This is a genomic window from Streptomyces sp. NPDC007856 (assembly GCF_042868225.1).
In the GTDB taxonomy this organism is placed as follows: Bacteria; Actinomycetota; Actinomycetes; order Streptomycetales; family Streptomycetaceae; genus Streptomyces.
Map to the genome: position 1 here is coordinate 418,010 of NZ_JBIAEC010000003.1, position 14,512 is coordinate 432,521.

The following is a 14,512-nucleotide window of genomic DNA, read 5'->3' on the forward strand; positions in this document are numbered from 1 at the left end:
TAGAGCATGAGGAAGTACGTCTGGGGTGCGGCGCTCACACTCGCGGTGGTGCCGGCGCTGGCCGGGTGCGGCGCTTTCGGGAAGGGCGCGCCCACGCCGGTCGCGACAGCCCCGGTGACGATGCCCGATCTGGTCGGGAAGAACGCCGAGAAGGCCGAGGAGCAGCTGGAGAAGCTCGGTGTGCCGAAGAGCCGGATCGAGCTGCGGGCGGATGACGGAAACCATGTGGTGGTGCTGGTGGCGTCGAACTGGGACGTGAACGACCAGTCGGTGAAGGCGGGTGCGCGGCTCGGAGTGAAGCAGACGCTCGTGCTCGGCGTGGGCAAGCCGACGTGGCGCGAGCGTCATCACGGTCACCTGCTCTAGCCGAAGAGGGCGCCGCACAGCACTTCGCCCCGCCGGGCAACCGGCGGGGCGAAGGAGAACGTCTGCGCTGTATCTCTACTTGGTGAAGGCCGCCACGCCGTTCGGGGTGCCGAGGCCCGTCGGGCCGTCGTAGCCCTTGCCTGCCTTGCACAGGTAGGTGCCGCAGGATCCGTTGGCGCCGTCGGTGACGTCGTTCAGCTTGTCCGGGTGGGCGTAGGGGTAGGACGCCGGGACGTCACCGGAGCCCGGGGCGCCCGCGAGGGCGTAGACGCCGGCGATGAACGGCGCGGAGGCGCTGGTGCCGCCGTACACGTTCCAGCCGCTCGCCTGGTAGGTGTCGTAGACGGCGAGACCGGTGGCCGGGTCGGCGACGGCCGCGACGTCGGCGACGGCGCGCTTGGCGCAGCCGGTGTCCTTCTGCCAGGACGGCTTGGCGTCGAACTGCGAGCAGCCCGAGCCCGCTCCGTCGCCGCCGGCGGAGGCGCCCCACACGGACTCGGACCAGCCGCGGGTGCTGCTGTCCTTCTTGAGCGAGGTGCCGCCGACGGCCGTGACGTACTGCGAGGCGGCCGGGTACTCGGTGCCGTAGCCGCTGTCGCCGGAGCTGACGGTGATGGCGACGCCGGGGTGCTTGAAGTACTGGTCGTCGGCCTTGGTGTCGGCGGCCTCCTCACCGCCGCCGTAGCTGTTGGAAACGTACTTGGCGCCCTGCTTGACCGCCTGGTTCACGGCCGCGCCGAGGTCGTCCATGCTGGCCGACTTGGCCTCGACGAGCAGGATCTTGCACTGCGGGCAGGCCGCGCTGACCATGTCGACGTCGAGGGAGATCTCGCCCGCCCAACCGGAGTCGGGCGCGGGGTAGTTGGTGCCGCCGTCCTGGTCGGTCTTCTTGAAGCAGCCGTTGCTCGTGCTGCACTCCGGCAGGCCGTACTGGGAGCGGTAGGCGGCCAGGTCCTTCTCGGCGTTCGGGTCGTCGTTGGCGTCGACGATCGCGACCGTGGCGCCCTTGCCGCCGTCCTTGGGCAGGTTGTAGGCGGCCTGGAGGTCGGCCGGTCCGAAGCCCTTGGGGGTGTCGTGGCGGCCCAGGGACTTCTGCGGGGTGAGGTCGGTGCGGACGACCGCCTGGCAGGCCATGTAGCCGGGCCTGGTGGGCTGTGAACACAGCGAGCGCGTGTGCACCGTGGAGGTCGTGGCGGCCGCGGGCGATGCGGCGGTGGTGGTCGTGGCGAAGGCCGCCGACTGGGTGGCGACGGCCAGGCCGCCGGTGATCAGAGCTGCTGCAGACAGGAGCGCGGGCGCGCCGCGGCGTATCGGGTTCCTTCTGCGATGAGACTGCAATGAACTGCCCTCCGTGGGGGGATGGGTGGCTCCACGACGGCGGCCGGAGGCTGCGTTATCAGGTTCATGACAACCGCTTTCCGTTGGGGGTGGCCGGGTGGAGCCGATTCGGGCATCCTGCTGATGCTGCCACCCTGGTCAGTGGTGGCTACTGATGAGGCTATGGACACTTTGCTGAAGAGAACAGAGCCAGTTGGTAAAATCCTTGGACTCAACTCTCGGCGTCGACCGGTACGTTGTGCAGCCATGGAGCTTGAAGACGGAACCATCAACGACCTGATGTCGCTGGGCCTGGCCCGGTACGAGGCGCGGGTCTACCTGACCCTCATCAGGCGTGGTTCTTACACGGCCGCCGAGGTGGCCCGGGAGGCCGACGTACCGCGCCAACGTGTGTACGACGTGCTCGACGCCCTCGTACGGCGGCGGCTGGCGACCACCCACCCCGGCCGGGTGGCCACGTACTCCGCCGTCACGCCCGAGCTGGCCCTCGCCCGCCTGATGGCCGCGCAGCGGGAGACGATCGACCGACTGGACCGGGTCTCCCAGGACTTGGCCGGCATCCTCCAGCCCCTGTGGTCCCAGGGCCGGGAGCACACCGACCCGCTGGACTACATCGAGATCCTGCGCGACCCGAAGGCGATCGCCGAACGCTTCGCCGACATCCAGCGGCAGGCACGGCACGAACTGCTCACCTTCTGCAAACCGCCGTTCGTCGCCCCCACCGAGAACACGGACGGCCTGGCGGTGGTCGACCGACTCCACCACTCGGGCGGCACGGTCCGCGCGATCTACCTCGACGACGCCCTGGCCGACCCAGAGCAGGTGGAACACGTACGGCGCTTCGCCGCGGCGGGCGAGGAGGCCCGCTTCGCCCCCGAACTCCCGCTGAAGCTCGTCATCGCCGATGCTTCCCTCGTCCTGTGCGACATGCCCGACCCGGTGGCCGGCGCCGACTCCACCACCACCCTCTTCATCGAGCACCCGGCCCTCGCGGCCTGTCTGCGCCTGGCTTTCCACACGGTGTGGACGAACGCCACACCCGTCACCCGGCGGGCAGGCTGACCGTGAACCTCGCCCCGGGCGTGGGTCCGGGGGCGTACGACACCTCGCCCCCGACGGCCCGGGCCAGGCGTCGGGCCAGCGGCAGCCCAAGGCCCGCGCCGTCGTGGCCGTCGCCCGAGTCGGCGCGTCGGCCGGGCTGGAACAGCTCGGCCACGAACGCCTCCGGCACGCCGGGACCGTCGTCGGCGACGTCGATCCGCACGACGCCGGGCACGCGCACCGCGGACACGGTCACCCGGGAGCGGGCGTAGCGGGCGGCGTTGGCGAGCAGGGGACTGAGGATGCGTTCGAGGAGCGCGGGGGCGACCCCCGCCTCCAGCACCGGTGCTTCCGCCTCGACCGCGGTCTTCACCCGGTCCGGCGTGTCGAGGTGCTGGAGCAGCCGGTCCAGGACGGGCACGACATCGGTCGTCCCCGGGGTCGTCGCCGGGTTCAGCGCGTTCTCGCGGGCGTCGTTCAGCAGCGTGTCGCAGATCGTGCGCATGGACTGGGCGGCCTCGGAGATCACTTCCTGCGCGGCACGGGTCTCGGCGTCCGTGCGGGGGCGGCTCCGCCACCAGTCGAGCTCCATGATGATCCGGGTGAGCGGGGTGCGCAGTTCGTGGGACAGCTCTCCCGTCAGCTGCTGTTCATGGCGCAGCACGGTGCGGGTGCGGTCCAGGAGCTGGTCCAGCGACGCGCCGAGGCGGGCGAGTTCGGCCGGATGGTCCGCCGTGCCGAAGCGCTCGTCGGAGCCGATGGCGCTCCACTGGGTGGCCTGGTCGGTCATCGTCCGCACCGGGCGCAGGGCCCGGCTGACGGAGAGTCGGGTGAGGACGTAGGTGCAGCCGAGCATCGCGGCGTCGAGGATCAGTGACCCCAGCAGCAGGGTGTCGGCCGAGCCGCGGTACGGAGCGAGATCCAGGGCGGTGACGACGGTGGCCCGTGAATGCCGGCCGGGGAGGGGCTGGGAGCACAGCCTGATGGGCGGGTGGCCGTGGGTGTGGACGGTCGCGCAGGCGTGCCCGGGCCGCTCGGCCAGCCGGTGGGCGCCCCGGGTCAGCGGGCTGCCGGCCCTGGCGGACGGCGGCTTCTCCAGCAGGCGGGGTCCGGCGTAGATCCACACGTTCGCGTCGAGGAGGCGGTCGTTGACGGTCTCCAGGACGCGTACCCGGGGGCCGTTCGTGTCGACGGTCGTGGCCACCGCCGCCGCGCGGTTGCGCAGTTCGTCGTCGGCCTGGTGCTGCAGGTGACGGTCCATGACGGCGTTGAACACCACCGTCAGGATCGTCATCAGCAGGGCGGTGGCGGTCAGCGCCGCGAGCGAGAGCCGGCCGCGCAGGGTGCGGGGGGCCATACGGCGGAGGTGACGGAAGGCACGGTTCATGACAGACGGTGTCCGATCCCGCGCGCCGTACCGAGGGTGAGGCCGCTGCCCGCCTCGCGCAGCTTGCGGCGCAGTCGGCTCAGGTACTGGTCGAGGGTGTTGTCGCTGACCTGCGCTCCCTCGGGCCAGCCGGCCCGCACCAGGTCGCGGCGGCGCACGAGGGCCCCGTCGGCGGCGACGAGCGTGGCGAGCAGCCGGAACTCGGTCGGGGACAGGGCGGTGCGGGCACCGTGCACGGTCATGCTGTGGTGCACCGCGTCCAGGACCAGGTCCCCGGCGGTGGCCACGGTCGCCGGCGCGGCGGTCCGTCTGAGGGCGGCTCTCAGCCTGGCGGCGAGTTCCGCGAGGTGGAAGGGCTTGGGCAGGTAGTCGTCCCCGCCGGCGGAGAAGCCGGACAGTCGGTCGTTGAGGTGGTGCCGGGCGGTCAGGAAGATCACGGGGGCGAGGAAGCCGTTGGCCCGCAGCGCCTGGCACACGTCCCGGCCGTCCGCGTCGGGCAGGCCGACGTCGAGAACGGCCGCTGCGATGTCGGCGGTGGCCAGCCGCAGGGCGGTGGCGCCGTCGGCGGCCAGGACCGGCTCGAAGTCCTCGTCGGACAGGCCCCGGCGCAGTACGTCCCGCAGGGCGTGATCGTCCTCGACGACAAGGATCTTGAGGCGCATGATGCTCCAGAGGCCTTCCGGTCGGAGTCGTACGTGTCAGGGCCGCTGCGGCGGCCGCCGGGCCGTCAGGACCGACGCGACAGCCACGGGGCCCTCCGGGCCGACGCGACAGCCGCCGAGCCATCCATCATCGGCGGACTACCTGCCATCCATCGTCGGCGGACCGCCTGCCGTCCATCATCGGCGGACCGCCGCTGTCCGACACCGGCGACCGCCCGCCGTCGGGGACGACGCACCAGCCGCCGGGCCGCTCGGGATGATGCGGCAGCCACCGGGCCTTCCGTCTCGGCGGACCGCCTGCCGTCCATTATCGGCGGACAGCTTGCCGTCCATCATCGGCGGACCGCCTGCCGTCCGGGACGACGCGGCAGCCGCCGGGCCGCTCGGGATGATGCGGCAGCCACCGGGCCTTCCGTCATCGGCGGACCGCCTGCCGTCCGGGATGATGCGGCGGCCGCTGGGCGGTCCGGGCCGTTGCGGCAGCCGCTGGTCTGTCCATCGTCGGCGGACCGCCCGCGGTCCGACACTGGTGGACCGCCTGCCGTCCGGGATGGTGCGGCGGACGCCGGGCAATCTGGGCCGATGCGGCAGCCGCCGGGCCTTCCGTCATCGGCGGACCGCCGCCGTCCGACACCGGCGACCGCCTGCCGTCCGGGACGACGCTGCAGCCACCGGGCCGCCCGGGACGCTGCGACAGCCGTCGTCCCGTCCGTCATCGGCGGACCGCCCGCCGGCCACCCGCGCTCCCGGCGCACCAGCCGGCCACCAGCGCACCACCGGGGCCTACGGCGCTCCCGCCACCAGCACCACCGGCCACCAGCGCACCAGCGGGCACCAACGCACCGCCGGCCACCAGCGCACCAGCGGGCACCAACGCACCACAGGCGCACCAACGCACCACAGGCGCACCAGCGCACCGCCGGCCACCAACGCGCCACCGGCCACCAGCGCACCGCCCGCCACCTGGGCGCCGTCCGCCACCGGTGCCGGTGCCACTGCTCATGGGGTCACCAGAAGGGCGCCCAGGCGCCTGGCCGTGAGCCATCGTGCCAGGGTTCCCGCCTGCCGTCGCGCCGCGGACATCGCCCCGAAGGCCACCAGCGCGCCGACCACGAGGCCGGCCAGGACGTCGTGCGGATAGTGTGCGCCGACCCACACCCGGGAGACTCCCATCGCCAGTGCGGCCACGACGGCGACCGCTCCCAGACGGCGCGAGACGAACACCAGGGCCACGGCAGCGGCGGCGGCGATGGCCGCGTGGTTGCTGGGGAAGGACCAGTCGCCCGGCGCCGGACACGCCTCCAGCGTCCTCATGTGCAGGCTCTGGCACGGCCGGTCCTCCCGCACCGCCAGCTTCAGCACGGCGTCCACGCCGTACGCCAGGACCACGACCACCGGCACCACCAGCGCGATCACCGCGGCGGTGGCACCGGTGTGCCGGGCCCGCCACCAGCCGAGGGCCGCCAGGACGGCGAACACCGCGAGCCCGTACGTCGACCAGGCCGAGACCGTGTCGTCCAGCCAGCCGGGCGAGTGCTGTGCGAGACGGACCACGTCCGAGTAGACGGAGCCGTCGACGGAGGACCCGTCGACGGCCAGGATCACTGGTTCCCTCCCGTCGCGTCGGCGCCCCGGAAGAACACATGGACGGGGGGCTGGGGGGCCGGCTGCGGCGGATGGGGCATGGGTGGGGGCCTTCCCTGCGGACCGGGCGGGAGTGAACGCCCGGCAACAGTTGACTACAGCGAAGTAGACGGTCTACGGAACTGTAGACGAACGGCGCTCGGGGAACGTTCCCGGGTGACGCGCACCACGCGCAGGCCATCCGTGGTCACGCAGCCGCCCGACCTCGAAGCCCCGCTCCGCGCAGCTGTCGAGGATGCGGGGCAGGGCGCCGAGCGCCGAGTGCCAGGCGCCCGGGGCGGAGGTGCAGTCGGAGTCGTGCAGCAGGATCGTTCCGCCGCCGTCCAGATCGCGGGTGACGGTGCGGTGGACGGACTCCGCGGTGGCCCGCGCCGTCCAGTCCTCCCCCCAGCAGGTCCACAGGACGGGCGTGAGGCCGAGCCGGTGGGCCGCCAGATGGGCGCCGGCCGACATGACGCCGTACGGCGGCCGGAACAGCGTGGGCTGCCGCCCGGTGATCGCGGCGACGGTGTCGCGGGCGCGGGCGAAGTCGTCGTAGGTGGCACGTGGGCCGCGCAGGAGCAGCGGGCGGTGCAGCCAGCCGTGAATGCCGATCTCATGGCCGGCCGCGGCGATCTCGCGTACCAGACCCGGTGAACGGCGCGCCTGCACCCCGAGCAGGAAGAAGGTGGCGTGCACCTCGCGCGCGGCGAGCAGGCGCAGGAAGTGCGGGGTGGAGACGGGGTCGGGTCCGTCGTCGAAGGTCAGGGCGACGTGGTCCGGGCGGCCGCGGCCCGAGAGGCGGGGCAGGGCGCGGTTGCGCAGCGGCCCGAACGTGGAGACGACGGGCGCGGCGTGCGTGGCGAGCACGGGCAGGGCGGCCAGGGCGGCCGTGCGCAGGGTACGGGCGGCGGTCATCAGTGGTTCCCTTCCGGCTGGGGGGCGTGCTGCGGGGCGCGGTCGTCCAGATCGAGGCCGTGGCTGATCGCACGCGCCAGCCAGGGGCCCTCGTACGCCGTCGCGATCCCCGTACCGACGGCGCACGCCCACACGGCGCACGCTACGGCGACCGTGGCGGCGAGGCGCCCCGGAGGGGTGCGCCGACGGCGGGAGGGGGGCCGGTGGCCGGGCCCCGGCAGCCCGGCCGCCTGGTGCACCCGTGCTATCTCGGCCGCCGGGCCCCGGTCCGGCGTCGCGGCGAACAGGGCGAGGCCCGTCTCGCGCTGGAGCTTTCCTCGCGGGCCGTCGATCAGGTCCTGCAGTACGGCCTCGAGGTCGGCCGGCTCGCGGATCCACGCCGCGGCGCCGGCCTCGTCCAGGGCGGCGGCGTTGGTCAGCCCGTGGCCGGGAATGCAGCGGTAGCTGGCGACGGGCAGGCCCACGGCGAACGCCTCCAGGGAGGTGAGTCCGCCGGCGTTCTGCACGAGGACGTCTGCGGCGCGCATCAGGCCGGGCATGTCGTCCATCCAGCCGTAGACGTGCTCGATGCCGTCGGCGCGCAGCTGCTCGGCCAGGGCCTCGTTCCGGCCGCAGACGACGACGGGCACGGCGGCGCCGCAGTCGCGCACCTCCCGGGCCACCGTGCGGACCGGTCCGACGCCCCAGGAGCCGGCCACCAGCAGGGCGAGCGGGCTGTGCGCCGGCAGCCCGAACCGGGCCCGTGCGCGCTCGCGCTCCTGGCTGTCCCCGGGCCTGAACCGGGGATCGGTGACCGGCCCGCACACGCGTACGTCCCGGGCGCCGACGGCACGGGCCTGGGCGCCGGGGACGGCGTGGGCGGCGAGGTGGACGTCCACGCCGTCCGCCACCCACAGCGGATGCACCGAGAAGTCCGTCAGGTAGGTCAGGACCGGGACGGTCAGCCGTCCGGAGCGGCGCAGGTTGCCGAGCACCCGGCTGGCTCCTGGGTAGGTGGACACGACCGCGCCGGTGCCCGGGGCGAGGGCGCGCAGCACCCGGTTCTCGGCGGAGCGCAGCAGGGCGCGCGCCGCCGGGCCGCCGCCTCCGGCGCGCTCGGTGCCGGCATAGATCCGCTGGTAGGCCCACGGTGCCCGGACGAGCAGCCGGTGGTAGCCCCGCTGGACGGCGCGGCCGAGCCCGGCGGGCAGCAGGTCCAGCAGGTCGTGCCGGTCGACGGTGAAGCCGTCTTCGACGAGGCGGCGGGCGAGTTCGGTGGCGGCGCCGTCATGCCCCGCGCCGACGCTCGCGGAGATGATCGCGACCCGGCGGGAGGGAGCGGCCTCGCCTTGCGGGCGCGGTACGGCGCCCGCGAGTGCGGGCACGGGGAGAGTGCGTCCGGCATACGGCATGGGCTGGTCCTCCGGGCGTCGGGAGAGCTAGCGGATCTACAAGATGTAGTAGATGCCTGTCGAAGCCCGGAGCATACCTCCTACAACTGGTAGGAGACGGCCGGGTAGCCTGTCCGAACGAAAGGCCGGGAAGGGCCGGGGAAGGACGGACGTGAGCGACCCGAACAACCGGGAGAATCCGGGCCGGCGGGCGCGCGGCGAGCTGGAGAACGACGTGCTGGCCGCGCTGTGGGCCGCCGACGGCCCCCTGACCGCGCGCCAGGTCCTGCAGCGGCTGCCCGGCGGCCTGGCGTACACCACGGTCCTGACGATCCTGTCCCGTCTCCACGACAAGGGCATGCTCGTCCGGCACCGGGAGGGCCGCGGATACGCCTACGCGCCGGTCCGGGACGAGGCGTCGCACACGGCCCGGCGCATGCGGTCGCTGCTGGAGGAGGGTTCGGACCGCGAGGCGGTGCTGACCCGCTTCGTGTCCGAACTCTCCACGGAGGACGAGCAGTTGCTGCACCAGCTGCTGGCCGGGCACGAGGCACGGGACGAGCGCTCCGACGGGAAGCGGTGACACGTGCTGATCAGCGTCTACGTCCCGTTCGTCGTCACGGCCGTGCTCACGCTGCTCGCACCGCGCCTCGCCCGTCGGCTCACCCCGCGCCCCGCCGCCTGGGCCCTGGCCTGCGCCGCGCTCGTCACGGCGGTCGGCTGGACCGGCTCACTCACGCTGCTCGCCTTCACCGGCATCGCGCAGATTCCCCAGGTCGCGGCCGAGGGCCACTGGTCCGCGAGCGCCCTGCGCGCCGAGGACCCGGTCTACCTCGTCGTCGCGGCCGTCAGCGCGCTCGTCCTGGCCGCGAGCGTCGTCTCGGTGGGCGTCGCCACATTCCGCCAGGTCCGCCACGTCGTCCGCGCCCGGCGGGAGTGCGCCGCGCTGCCCGGGGACGTGGAACTGGCCGTGCTCGACGACGACGCTCCGCTGGCCTTCGCCCTGCCCGGCGGGCCGGGACGGATCGTGGTCTCCCGTGGCATGTTGTGCTGTCTCGGCGATGACGAGCGCGCGGCCCTGCTGGCGCACGAGCGGGCCCATCTGCGCGGCAGACACCACCTGTTCCTGAGCCTGTGGCGGCTCACGTCCGCCCTGAACCCGCTGCTGCGTCCCTTGGCTCACACCGGTGCCTTCGTCCTGGAACGCTGGGCCGACGAGGAGGCCGCCGCCCGGGTCGGCGACCGGGCGGCGGTGGCCCGCGCGGTCGGCCGCGCCGCCCTCGCCGCCGCGGGCGCGTCACGCCCCGCCCTTGCCGCCACCGGCGGGGAAGTGCCCCAGCGGGTACGGGCCCTGCTGGCCCCGCCGCCCGCCCGCCGGGCGTCGCCCTTCCTGGCCGGCGCCCTGTTGCTGACCGTGTGCTGCGCCAGCCTGGCCAACGCCGCCTCCGACAGCGATCGCATGGTCGACAGCGCGATTCGAGCGCAGTGCGCGGCACTGTCGGCCACCACGACCGCACCACCGGCGGATGACCACCGGCACGGCCCCGGCTTCTGCTGCGGCCCGCACCACCGCGGCGAGTTCGGCGAACACCGCTCGTAGACCCGCGGCCGTGCTCCGGCGGCCGCGCGGCGCGATACGTTCGACGCCCACGGCACCCACGAGAGGAACCCAGCGTGACCGTCGAACGCATAGGCCCGCCCCTTTTCGGTACGGAGCGCGAGACGCTGCGGGCGTTCCTGGACTTCCACCGGGCGACCCTGGCGATGAAGTGCGAGGGTCTGACGGAGGAACAGCTCAAGGAGCGGTCGAGCCCGCCGTCGACCCTGTCCCTGCTCGCCCTGGTCCGGCACCTGGCCGAGGTCGAACGCGCCTGGTTCCGCCGGGTGTTCGACGACAACGCCGCCCCGATGCTCTGGTCGGACAAGGAGTTCGACTTCCAGGCCGCCTACGACACCACGGGCGCGAGCGCCGAGGAGGCGTTCGCGGTGTGGCAGGCCGAGGTCGAGCACTCGCGTCGTATCGAGCGCGAGGCCGGGTCCCTGGACCTCGCCGGGTACCAGCCGCGCTGGGGCGAGGACGTGTCCCTGCGGATGGTGATGCTCCACATGATCCTGGAGTACGGCCGCCACAACGGCCACGCGGACTTCCTCCGCGAGGGCGTGGACGGCACGGTGGGGGCCTGACTCACTGAAGCGGGCCCCAGTCTGCGACCGGGGCCCGCTTCATGGAGCCGGTGACGGGCGGGTGCGGCTTCACCAGCCGAGCGCACGCTCGTCGGCCTGCGCGTCCGGGGCCGGCGTGGCCGGGCGCGCGTCGTGGCAGGTGAAGCCGAGCCGGGTCAGGGCCCGCCGCATCTCGATCGTGGTGAAGTCGCGGCGGTCCAGCCGGGTGATCACCTGCCCGACCTGCATCACGGGGTAGACACGGCGGCCGATGGTCACGGACACGCCGGTGACGGGTTCCGGCGTGATGCCGCTCATGGACTGCTCGACCTCACTCTTGATCAGGTCGAACGGGAATCTGGCGATGACACAGCGCATGGATGCCTCCACAGGGGGGTGGGGAAAACACCGGGGGAGTCGACTCGACCGCGCCACGGCGGCTGGACGAAGGTCAGGGCGTGAGGGCGAGGACGCCCAGGGCGTAGCCGTGCTCGTCGATGACGGGGGACACGTCCAGGTTCCGGCCGCGCATGGCGGCTTCCGCCTCGCCGAGCACGGCCATGGACGAGGTGAACGGTCCGCGGTCGAGCGGGATGTCCCGCAGCCGCGTCCCGTCGCGGTACCACGTGCCGCCGCGGTGCGCGGCGAGTTGGGACCGCGTGACCAGACCCGCGCACCGCCCGTCCTCGTCGCGGAGGAGCAGGTGCGGGACGCGGGCGCCGATGAGCACGGACAGCGCCACGTCCACGGCCATGTGGTCGTCCACCTGGGGCCCGGGACCATGCATGGCGTCACGTGCGGTCAGACCGGTGCCTTCGGCGCCGTCGGCCTGTCGTGTTCGGGGCGGAATCGGCATCAGGCGCTTCTCCTCTTCGTCGGGCCGGACGGGCCGGGCGGGCCGGACGACGGCTCCCGGCGATGACCGGGAGCGCATCGGCGTGCTCGGGCTATGCGTTCTTCCTCGTGGCGAAGCGACGGGCTCGGGCGGCGGTCCGGCCGTTCCCGCCCCGGCCCCTGCGGCTGCGGGCGGCGGATCCCTCGCCCTGGCGTCCCGCGTCGACCGGAGCGGTGAGGGTGACGGGCACGCCGGAGGGGGTCCGGGCGCCGGTGATGCGCTGCAGCTCGGACTCGCCCGGGCGGATCCGGACGGTGTGCGGGGTGATGCCGGCTTCGGTCATCAGACGGTCCACCGCGCGCCGCTGGTGCGGCAGCACGAGGGTGACGACGGTGCCGGACTCGCCGGCGCGTGCGGTACGGCCGCCGCGGTGCAGATAGTCCTTGTGGTCGTTCGGAGGGTCGACGTTCACGACGAGGTCGAGGCCCTCGACATGGATGCCGCGGGCGGCGACGTTGGTGGCCACCAGGACCGTGACGTGGCCTTCCTTGAACTGGGCGAGCGTCCGGTTGCGCTGCTGCTGGGACTTGCCGCCGTGCAGGGCCGAGGCACGCACCCCGACGGACAGCAGGTCCTTGGCGAGCCGGTCCACCGCGTGCTTGGTGTCCAGGAACATCAGCACGCGTCCGTCGCGGGCGGCGATCTCCGTCGCGGCGGAGTGCTTGTCGGCGTCGTGCACCTGCAGCAGATGGTGCTCCATCGTGGTGACGGCGCCCGCGGACGGGTCGACCGAGTGCACGACGGGGTCGTGGAGATAGCGGCGCACCAGGAGGTCGATGTTGCGGTCCAGGGTGGCCGAGAACAGCAACCGCTGGCCACGGGCGGGGACTTGGTCGAGCAGCGCGGTCACCTGCGGCATGAAGCCCATATCCGCCATCTGGTCGGCCTCGTCCAGGACGGTGACGGCGACCTGGTCCAGTCGGCAGGCTCCCCGCTCGATGAGGTCCTTGAGCCGGCCGGGCGTGGCGACGACGACCTCGGCGCCGTCGCGCAGGGCACTCGCCTGCCGGCCGATCGACATGCCGCCCACCACGGTGGCGAGCCGCAGCCGCAGGGCGCGGGCGTAGGGGGTGAGCGCGTCGGTGACCTGCTGGGCCAGTTCCCGGGTGGGGACGAGGACGAGGGCGAGCGGCTGCCGGGGCTGGGCGCGCTGCCCGTCGAGGCGGGCCAGCACAGGCAGACCGAAGGCGAGCGTCTTGCCCGAGCCGGTACGGCCCCGGCCCAGGACGTCCCGGCCGGCCAGCGCGTTGGGCAGGGTGGCCGCCTGGATCGGGAAGGGCACGGCCACGCCCTCGGTGCCGAGCGCGGCCAGCAGCCGTGCGGGCATGTCCAGTTCGCCGAACGTCTCGACGGCCGGCAGCGGTTCGGTGAGGGTGACCGGCAGGGCGAACTCCTGTCGGCGCGCGGTGGAGCGTGCGCCCTGGCCGCTCTTTCGTCCGGCGCCCGGGCGGGGAGCCTGGCGGCCCGCGCCCTGCGTACGGAAGCGGCCGCCGGAAGCGGTGCCGGTCGAGCGGGTGGCGCCTGCCGAACGCGTGGACCTTCGGTCCGCGCGGAAGCCACCGGAAGTGCCCCCGGTGCGACGGGTGCGGTTCATGGAGGAACCTTCCTCGATGCGGCGTATCGAGGAATTCCGTCCGGCGGCGATGGCCGCACCGGGATTCACAAGAATGAGCCGAAGAAAAAAGAAGAGCCGGGCCTCGTGGCGCTGCGGCCGGGGCAGCCGGCGGTCCGGGAAACCCGGGAACCCGGAAACCGGGAAAACCAATGGGCTGGGGCCCGCACCCCAAGAGCGCGGGCCCCAGCCACATGATGCGCGAACCAGTGGCTCGCGACGGTTCGCGTCAGCGTCAGGCGGGAACGATGTTCTCGGCCTGCGGGCCCTTCTGGCCCTGCGTGACGTCGAAGGTCACCTTCTGGCCTTCCTGAAGCTCGCGGAAGCCGGAGGTGGCGATGTTCGAGTAGTGGGCGAACACGTCAGCGCCGCCGCCGTCCTGCTCGATGAAGCCGAAGCCCTTTTCCGCGTTGAACCACTTCACGGTGCCAGATGCCATATTGAATCTCCCTTGGGGGGCAGTGCCGGACTCCGCACTCTGCGGAGCCGAGTCGCCGCGATGATCACCCCTCCGGAAAGATCCGGAAAGCTCTGCAAAGAAAAAATCTCTGGCAACCAAAACTGCAACTGCTATCACGCTAACACAGTCGGGTGGCAGCGTGAATGCGTTTTCTGGTGTGTCCGCTGATTCTCGATCCGCCGCACTGCGTAATTCTGTAGTGGCGGGACTAGGTATCCGCGTCGCGCTCGGCCAGCTTCCGACGCATGTCCCGGTTCAGCCGAAGGGCGTCGTCGAGCTGGTCCTCCAGGGAGATGATGCGGCACGCGGCCTCGATGGGGGTGCCCTGGTCGACCAGTTCACGGGCGCGCGCGGCGACGCGCAACTGGCGGCGGGAGTAACGGCGGTGGCCGCCTTCGGAACGCAGGGGGGTGATCAGTCCGGCTTCGCCGACGGCCCGGAGGAAGGCGGGGGTGGTGCCCAGAACGTCCGCAGCCCGCCCCATCGTGTAGGCCGGGTAGTCATCGTCGTCGAGGTTGCCGGCGGCAGGGGCGTTCTCGGCGGGCATGGCACCTTCGTTTCGGGGGACGCGGCGTGGCACCCGCGCTCCGAAGACCCAGCGCCATCTGCCTCGTCCGACAACCCTAACTCCGCCGCGCGCGCAGATGTGGCCTCGCCGTGACAGATTTCCGCACGCG

The 14,512-nt window shown here is 73.0% G+C and carries 16 protein-coding genes; 5 read left to right on the forward strand and 11 right to left on the reverse strand.

The window, feature by feature from the left end:
- Positions 1–6: 6 nt before the first annotated feature.
- The gene (locus ACFYOH_RS09945; RefSeq protein ID WP_388623127.1) at positions 7–366 is read left to right on the forward strand and encodes a PASTA domain-containing protein; all 360 of its coding nucleotides are present in this window, start codon (positions 7–9) and stop codon (positions 364–366) included.
- Positions 367–441: 75 nt separating this feature from the next.
- On the opposite strand, the gene ACFYOH_RS09950 is transcribed toward ACFYOH_RS09945, so the two are convergent.
- Positions 442–1,704 carry a S8 family serine peptidase gene (locus ACFYOH_RS09950; protein ID WP_388623129.1) on the reverse strand — a complete coding sequence of 421 codons (1,263 nt, stop codon included), beginning with the start codon at positions 1,702–1,704 and terminating at the stop codon, positions 442–444.
- A 246-nt stretch (positions 1,705–1,950) separates the two neighbouring features.
- On the opposite strand from ACFYOH_RS09950, the gene ACFYOH_RS09955 reads away from it, so the two are divergent.
- Complete coding sequence (locus ACFYOH_RS09955; RefSeq protein ID WP_388623132.1) at positions 1,951–2,766, forward strand: TrmB family transcriptional regulator; 816 nt, start codon at positions 1,951–1,953, stop codon at positions 2,764–2,766.
- Here the strand turns inward: ACFYOH_RS09955 and ACFYOH_RS09960 are convergent.
- The 5 genes from ACFYOH_RS09960 to ACFYOH_RS09980 all read right to left on the reverse strand — a co-directional run bounded on the left by ACFYOH_RS09960 (position 2,747) and on the right by ACFYOH_RS09980 (position 8,726).
- The gene (locus ACFYOH_RS09960; RefSeq protein ID WP_388623135.1) at positions 2,747–4,102 is read right to left on the reverse strand and encodes a sensor histidine kinase; all 1,356 of its coding nucleotides are present in this window, start codon (positions 4,100–4,102) and stop codon (positions 2,747–2,749) included. The genes ACFYOH_RS09955 and ACFYOH_RS09960 overlap by 20 nt on opposite strands.
- Before the next feature lie 26 nt (positions 4,103–4,128).
- Positions 4,129–4,794 carry a response regulator transcription factor gene (locus ACFYOH_RS09965; protein ID WP_388623137.1) on the reverse strand — a complete coding sequence of 222 codons (666 nt, stop codon included), beginning with the start codon at positions 4,792–4,794 and terminating at the stop codon, positions 4,129–4,131.
- A 999-nt stretch (positions 4,795–5,793) separates the two neighbouring features.
- Positions 5,794–6,399: a phosphatase PAP2 family protein gene (locus ACFYOH_RS09970; protein ID WP_388623139.1), complete on the reverse strand. Its 606-nt coding sequence runs from the start codon at positions 6,397–6,399 to the stop codon at positions 5,794–5,796.
- Between the two features lie 153 nt (positions 6,400–6,552).
- Positions 6,553–7,335, reverse strand: a complete 783-nt coding sequence (locus ACFYOH_RS09975) for a polysaccharide deacetylase family protein (protein WP_388623142.1) — start codon at positions 7,333–7,335, stop codon at positions 6,553–6,555.
- Positions 7,335–8,726: a glycosyltransferase gene (locus ACFYOH_RS09980; RefSeq protein ID WP_388623145.1), complete on the reverse strand. Its 1,392-nt coding sequence runs from the start codon at positions 8,724–8,726 to the stop codon at positions 7,335–7,337. Before ACFYOH_RS09980 ends, ACFYOH_RS09975 begins: the two co-directional genes overlap by 1 nt.
- A gap of 151 nt (positions 8,727–8,877) precedes the next feature.
- On the opposite strand from ACFYOH_RS09980, the gene ACFYOH_RS09985 reads away from it, so the two are divergent.
- The 3 genes from ACFYOH_RS09985 (at position 8,878) to ACFYOH_RS09995 (ending at position 10,889) form a co-directional block, all read left to right on the forward strand.
- A complete protein-coding gene (locus tag ACFYOH_RS09985) occupies positions 8,878–9,288 on the forward strand; it encodes a BlaI/MecI/CopY family transcriptional regulator (protein ID WP_388623148.1) in 411 nt (136 codons plus the stop codon).
- 3 nt (positions 9,289–9,291) lie between these two features.
- The gene (locus tag ACFYOH_RS09990; protein WP_388623151.1) at positions 9,292–10,305 is read left to right on the forward strand and encodes a M56 family metallopeptidase; all 1,014 of its coding nucleotides are present in this window, start codon (positions 9,292–9,294) and stop codon (positions 10,303–10,305) included.
- Positions 10,306–10,379: 74 nt separating this feature from the next.
- Entirely contained in the window at positions 10,380–10,889 is a 510-nt protein-coding gene (locus ACFYOH_RS09995) for a DinB family protein (protein WP_388623154.1), read from the forward strand.
- Positions 10,890–10,958: 69 nt separating this feature from the next.
- On the opposite strand, the gene ACFYOH_RS10000 is transcribed toward ACFYOH_RS09995, so the two are convergent.
- From ACFYOH_RS10000 to ACFYOH_RS10020, 5 genes are all read right to left on the reverse strand, one after another.
- Complete coding sequence (locus tag ACFYOH_RS10000) at positions 10,959–11,246, reverse strand: SCO5918 family protein (protein WP_388623157.1); 288 nt, start codon at positions 11,244–11,246, stop codon at positions 10,959–10,961.
- A 73-nt stretch (positions 11,247–11,319) separates the two neighbouring features.
- Positions 11,320–11,724 (reverse strand): CBS domain-containing protein, encoded by a 405-nt coding sequence (locus ACFYOH_RS10005; RefSeq protein WP_388623160.1) that lies wholly within the window; start codon positions 11,722–11,724, stop codon positions 11,320–11,322.
- Positions 11,725–11,815: 91 nt separating this feature from the next.
- The gene (locus ACFYOH_RS10010; protein ID WP_388623162.1) at positions 11,816–13,357 is read right to left on the reverse strand and encodes a DEAD/DEAH box helicase; all 1,542 of its coding nucleotides are present in this window, start codon (positions 13,355–13,357) and stop codon (positions 11,816–11,818) included.
- 253 nt (positions 13,358–13,610) lie between these two features.
- Positions 13,611–13,814 carry a cold-shock protein gene (locus ACFYOH_RS10015; protein ID WP_007383480.1) on the reverse strand — a complete coding sequence of 68 codons (204 nt, stop codon included), beginning with the start codon at positions 13,812–13,814 and terminating at the stop codon, positions 13,611–13,613.
- A gap of 229 nt (positions 13,815–14,043) precedes the next feature.
- Complete coding sequence (locus tag ACFYOH_RS10020) at positions 14,044–14,382, reverse strand: MerR family transcriptional regulator (RefSeq protein WP_388623163.1); 339 nt, start codon at positions 14,380–14,382, stop codon at positions 14,044–14,046.
- Positions 14,383–14,512: the final 130 nt, after the last annotated feature.

Excerpts from the sequence above, each read along its gene's own strand:
- ACFYOH_RS10010 (WP_388623162.1), bottom strand. The coding sequence starts at position 13,357 with ATGAACCGCACCCGTCGCACCGGGGGCACTTCCGGTGGCTTCCGCGCG.
- ACFYOH_RS10020 (WP_388623163.1), bottom strand. The coding sequence starts at position 14,382 with ATGCCCGCCGAGAACGCCCCTGCCGCCGGCAACCTCGACGACGATGAC.
- ACFYOH_RS10000 (WP_388623157.1), bottom strand. The coding sequence starts at position 11,246 with ATGCGCTGTGTCATCGCCAGATTCCCGTTCGACCTGATCAAGAGTGAG.
- ACFYOH_RS09955 (WP_388623132.1), top strand. The coding sequence starts at position 1,951 with ATGGAGCTTGAAGACGGAACCATCAACGACCTGATGTCGCTGGGCCTG.
- ACFYOH_RS10005 (WP_388623160.1), bottom strand. The coding sequence starts at position 11,724 with ATGCCGATTCCGCCCCGAACACGACAGGCCGACGGCGCCGAAGGCACC.
- ACFYOH_RS09945 (WP_388623127.1), top strand. The coding sequence starts at position 7 with ATGAGGAAGTACGTCTGGGGTGCGGCGCTCACACTCGCGGTGGTGCCG.
- ACFYOH_RS09975 (WP_388623142.1), bottom strand. The coding sequence starts at position 7,335 with ATGACCGCCGCCCGTACCCTGCGCACGGCCGCCCTGGCCGCCCTGCCC.
- ACFYOH_RS09965 (WP_388623137.1), bottom strand. The coding sequence starts at position 4,794 with ATGCGCCTCAAGATCCTTGTCGTCGAGGACGATCACGCCCTGCGGGAC.
- ACFYOH_RS09980 (WP_388623145.1), bottom strand. The coding sequence starts at position 8,726 with ATGCCGTATGCCGGACGCACTCTCCCCGTGCCCGCACTCGCGGGCGCC.
- ACFYOH_RS10015 (WP_007383480.1), bottom strand. The coding sequence starts at position 13,814 with ATGGCATCTGGCACCGTGAAGTGGTTCAACGCGGAAAAGGGCTTCGGC.
- ACFYOH_RS09960 (WP_388623135.1), bottom strand. The coding sequence starts at position 4,102 with ATGGCCCCCCGCACCCTGCGCGGCCGGCTCTCGCTCGCGGCGCTGACC.